This window comes from Micromonospora sp. NPDC050686 (assembly GCF_040654475.1).
Classification (GTDB): domain Bacteria; phylum Actinomycetota; class Actinomycetes; order Mycobacteriales; family Micromonosporaceae; genus Micromonospora.
In genome coordinates this window covers 1-4,335 of record NZ_JBFAID010000118.1, presented here as the reverse complement: position 1 = coordinate 4,335, position 4,335 = coordinate 1, and the positions used below count along the sequence as shown (strand labels likewise).

Annotated in this window: 3 protein-coding genes and 1 pseudogene; all 4 read left to right on the top strand. The window is 64.4% G+C overall.

Annotated features, from left to right (window positions below):
• Positions 1–600 precede the first annotated feature (600 nt).
• The 4 genes and pseudogenes from AB0H57_RS32475 to AB0H57_RS32460 all read left to right on the top strand — a co-directional run bounded on the left by AB0H57_RS32475 (position 601) and on the right by AB0H57_RS32460 (position 4,199).
• Positions 601–1,134 (top strand): hypothetical protein, encoded by a 534-nt coding sequence (locus AB0H57_RS32475; RefSeq protein WP_357512529.1) that lies wholly within the window; start codon positions 601–603, stop codon positions 1,132–1,134.
• On the top strand, positions 1,127–2,071 hold the full coding sequence (locus tag AB0H57_RS32470; protein WP_357512527.1) for a hypothetical protein: 945 nt from the start codon (positions 1,127–1,129) through the stop codon (positions 2,069–2,071). Before AB0H57_RS32475 ends, AB0H57_RS32470 begins: the two co-directional genes overlap by 8 nt.
• A gap of 163 nt (positions 2,072–2,234) precedes the next feature.
• A pseudogene (locus AB0H57_RS32465) lies at positions 2,235–3,486 on the top strand (IS701 family transposase).
• 533 nt (positions 3,487–4,019) lie between these two features.
• Positions 4,020–4,199 carry a hypothetical protein gene (locus AB0H57_RS32460; RefSeq protein ID WP_357512525.1) on the top strand — a complete coding sequence of 60 codons (180 nt, stop codon included), beginning with the start codon at positions 4,020–4,022 and terminating at the stop codon, positions 4,197–4,199.
• The last annotated feature ends 136 nt before the right edge of the window (positions 4,200–4,335 follow it).

Here is a 4,335-nt window from a genome sequence, read left to right as displayed (position 1 = left end):
GCGCCGCCACCAGGCCCGAGCCCGACGATCCCACTACGCCCGACGCCTCAACCTCGAGCTCCAGCCATGATCCCGAACGGCGGCTGCAGTACTAGGGTCTCGAATGGGTAGTGGGTCAGGGACCGCCCCTGCCTTCGCCGCCCTGACCGCTCAACCCGGCTGCACCCCGTGAGCTGTGAATGCCATCGTGGAGTCGACACCGGACAGCAAGTTCCGAACCTGTGGTTTGCCAGCAAGGCGGCTGCCGACGGCCCGGTGGGCATGATGCCGCCAGCGTCGGCGGTCGGTCGAGGGCCGTGGCGGTGCCATGAGGTGCTGCACCGATCGAGAGTTCGGCTCCGGCTCCCTCGCTGCGCGCGTCCGGCCGTCGCCGTTCGGTTCCTGTCAGCGTTGCTGCCGACACCAGCTCGGCCAGCAGGATTATCCGGGTTCAGTTAGCGAGCTATCTGCAAGATCATGGTCAACGGTCTTTACAGCGGGTGGCTGGGGCGATACGTTCCGGCGGCTGGTTTCGCTGCGGTGGAAGGAGCCTGCCTGCTCATGCCGGTCCCAGCCCTCGGCCCGAACGGACACCTGCCGCTAGGTCGCCACCCCGCATCGATGACGGAGGTCCAGCAAGCCTTCGTAGACGCGCCGGTCTTTGCCGACTCTACGAGCCGTCGGTCCTGCTGGGAGGGACTGCAGACGTACTTGGAGCTGTGGAGCAGGCTAGAGAAAAAAATCGACTCAGCTTGTGAAGGACGCAACCTGCTCAAGTGCCTGTGGCTGGCCGGCAGCTTCATCAGCGACAAGATCAACCCCAGCAACGTCGACCTCACCCTGATCGTTGAAGCAGACATACTCGCCAGAGCAGCATGGATGGGCCTGGGGGTGAGCAAGCCCCTTAAGTCGCTGTCTGTGCGGGAGAAGGCCCTGAAAGACTTCAGAGTGTCTCCCATCATCATCAAGTACACGTACTTCCGGAGCCCCTTCCCAGGAGGATTTGAGCCCGAGCAGGCCGAGTACCAGCAGCTGCGCGGCGGCTTTGACGACTGGTGGTGTCGCCTCCGCCAGGCAGGGGAGGACAAGCAAGCTCCAACCGTGGAGACTGGTGAGTGGCGGCGAGGGTACCTGGAGGTGGTGCGCGGTGACTAGTCAGGAGGGCTCAGCCTTCGATCACCACATCCAGGTTGATCGCGCACGAGTCGACGATTTCTGGTCTGTGTACAACGGAGGACCAGACGTCGAGGAGTCCCCCAGTGAGATCCTTGACAGGCATCTGTACGAGGCGGTCACTGATCATGATCCTCAGGCCCGACTCAGTCGTCGCCTGCAGCTCCGCGTTGTGGGCGATACGGTTCATACCGGCCGCCTTGATATCGGGATCGCTTACGAGCTTTTTCACGCCTTCTCTCAAGAAGTAAATGGAGCTGCCGAAGCCAACGCGGTGCGAAGTACGGTTTCCTTCGAGCTGGCTGGCGTTTCTAAAGGCAGCGCTGTCATGCATCTGGTGCCATCGACGCAAGAAGAACGCGCCAGCGATCAACAACTGAACGTCACGGTAGACCCCCTCGATGAGATCCTTTCGACGATCACAGACCTTCACGCGACGGCCGAGGAAGAAGGGGATCTCCGTCGTTTCGCACGGTACGAGGGTCTCGTTCGCGGGCTGCGTTCTCTCGCCCTTGCCCTCGATAATCATGATCTCGAATTAGAGGTAGGTTGGCGCTCCGCGACCGGCAGGCATCGCAACTCCCATCTCTCCCAACGCGCGCGTCGACACATCCGGCAGATGTGGGAAGTTGAATCGGTTACGCGCATATTCGATGTCTCAGGTCGCGTAGTAAAGCTCGATCTGTCCGGTCGGTTCGACGTCAAAGTCACTCCGGCCCGAAATTCGAAGCGCTATGAGGTTCAGGTCGATGGGGAAGAACGACTTGTGCAGCTTGGCCTCAGGCTCGGCGAAAACATTGCTGTGCGAGTACGCGAAGAAAAGCGTGTTAACCACCTCGGCATCGAGCAGGCACCCACATATCACTTCGTCAAGCTACGCAAGGACTACGCCCTTCTTGACGACGAGAGTGACCGGTAGAAAGCGGGCCGCGGCCTAGTACTCCAACGTCACTTGGCTTCGGTGTTGGGCGTGGCGCGGGCATGAAGACGGCCACCGCGTTGATCATCGATGGTTTGTGAGGACAACCGAAGATCGTGCGGTGGCCGCGTGCCACAGCGTAGACCTTGACCGGTGGCGGGTCATCCTGGAGGAGGCGGTGACGCGTGTCGCTGACCGGTTCGTGCGGGCGGAGCCACGCCGGAGCGCCGGGCAGTTCGTGGAGGGCCTCCTATCGGGTCTGGAACGTAAGACCTGCTGGTCTCTCGCGGAGCGGGCGGGTCACGGTGATCCGCAGGCGATGCAGCGGCTGCTGCGTACGGCGGTGTGGGACGCCGACGCCGTCCGCGATGACGTGCGTTCCTGGCTGGTCGAGCAGCTCGGCCACCCCGACGCCGTGCTGGCCACCGACGAGACCGGGTTCCTGAAGAAGGGCGTGTGCTCGGTCGGGGTGCAGCGGCAGTACACCGGCACCGCCGGTCGGGTCGAGAACAGCCAGGTCGGGGTGTTCCTGGCCTACGTGTCACCTGCGGGGCGGGCGATGATCGACCGCCGGCTCTACCTACCCGAGGCGACGTGGTGCGCCCAGCCTGAGCGTCTCGCCGCCGCCGGCGTGCCGGACGACGTCGAGTTCGCGACGAAGCCGGCCCTGGCCCGGCAGATGATCGCCGCCGCGTTGGACGCCGGTGTCCCGGCGGGGTGGGTCACCGGCGACGAGGTCTACGGCGCCGACCCCAACCTGCGCGGCGACCTCGAGCAACGTCAGATCGGGTACGTCCTGGCCGTCGGCTGCGACCGACGCGTGCACATCAACGACGGCCGCACCCTTATACGCGTCGACGACCTCGCCGAGCGGATCCCCACCCGGCAGTGGCAGCAGCACAGCTGCGGACCCGGCGCGAAAGGACCCCGCGACTACCTGTGGGCCTGGATCACCACCGCCACCCAGCCGAACGAGCACCGGTGGCTGCTCATCCGCCGCAACCGCACCACCGGCGAGCTGGCCTTCTACCTGTGCTGGTCACCCCGCCCAGTGCCGCTGCACACCCTCGTCCGTGTCGCGGCTCCCGCTGGAGCATCGAAGAGCTGTTCCAAACCGGCAAAGGCCAGGTCGGACTGGACCACTACCAGGTCCGCGGCTGGACCGGCTGGCACCGCTTCATCACCCTGGCCATGCTCGCCCTGGCCGTCCTGACCATCCTCACCGCCACCGCGCAGCACCCAGACCCCGACCCGGAACTCATCGCGCTGACCGTCGCCGAGATCCGCCGACTCCTCAACGCTTCGTCCTCACCGAGCCGCTACCACCAGAGCACATCCTGCACTGGTCGATCTGGCGACGAACATCCCAAGCCCGAGCCCGCCGATCCCACTACCAGCGCAGACAGACGAAGTGACGTTGGAGTACTAGCCAACCCGCTGGATCCCCTTGCCGCTGACTGGGTTGCCGGCCCGACGGGCGACGGTCCAGTCGCCCACGTCTCGAACACTTGGCGTTGAACTGTCGCCAGCCAGTTCGCTCATCTGACGAAGCCGGTCAGTTCGAGCGCTGAGCTGCGTAAACACTTGGCATCGATAGTCTGCATTGATCGCTGCTGGTCCATCTGCGACGGCCTGCCGACGGCCTGGACGCGGTCTTCGTCCGACCTCCGGGACGGAGCCGGCTCTTCGCCAAAGACATGCGCTCGGCTGGTGATGGCGTTGCCGTACGACCTGGCCGTCAGCGGCGCGCCTGATCTGGCGTTCACAGCGGTTGCAGGCATCGGTGCAGCGGCTGCCACCACCGTAGGGATCTACTTCCGACGCTGCTGATCCCACCGAGCCGAGCGGGTTGATCGGACTCGTCCGGCACGGCTTCGATGTCACCGTAAGAACCAGCCGTTGCTGTAGGCTCCGTGCCGCTGCCGTCTCACCTGGACGGGAGAGTCGGATGGACCGCTACGCGACCGAGGGTTTGGCCCACAAGCTCTTGTCTGATGCGCGTGCCTCAATGCCACCCGGAAACCCTGAGCTGCAGATTGCCGCGGCGCAGGTCGCCGCGCTGATCGCTATCGCTGAGCAGCTTAGCTACATTGCGGACAACCTGAAGAGCCAAAGATCAACTTCTTAGCCCAGCTACCTGGCACACCCCACCGCCCTCCCTAGGCCCGGCCTAATCCGAAAATGACCGTGCCGAGACGGGCGGCAGCATCCCGGCGTAGCGCAGCGGAGCCGGGATGGGGGTTGTTGGTGTGGTTATGCGGCGG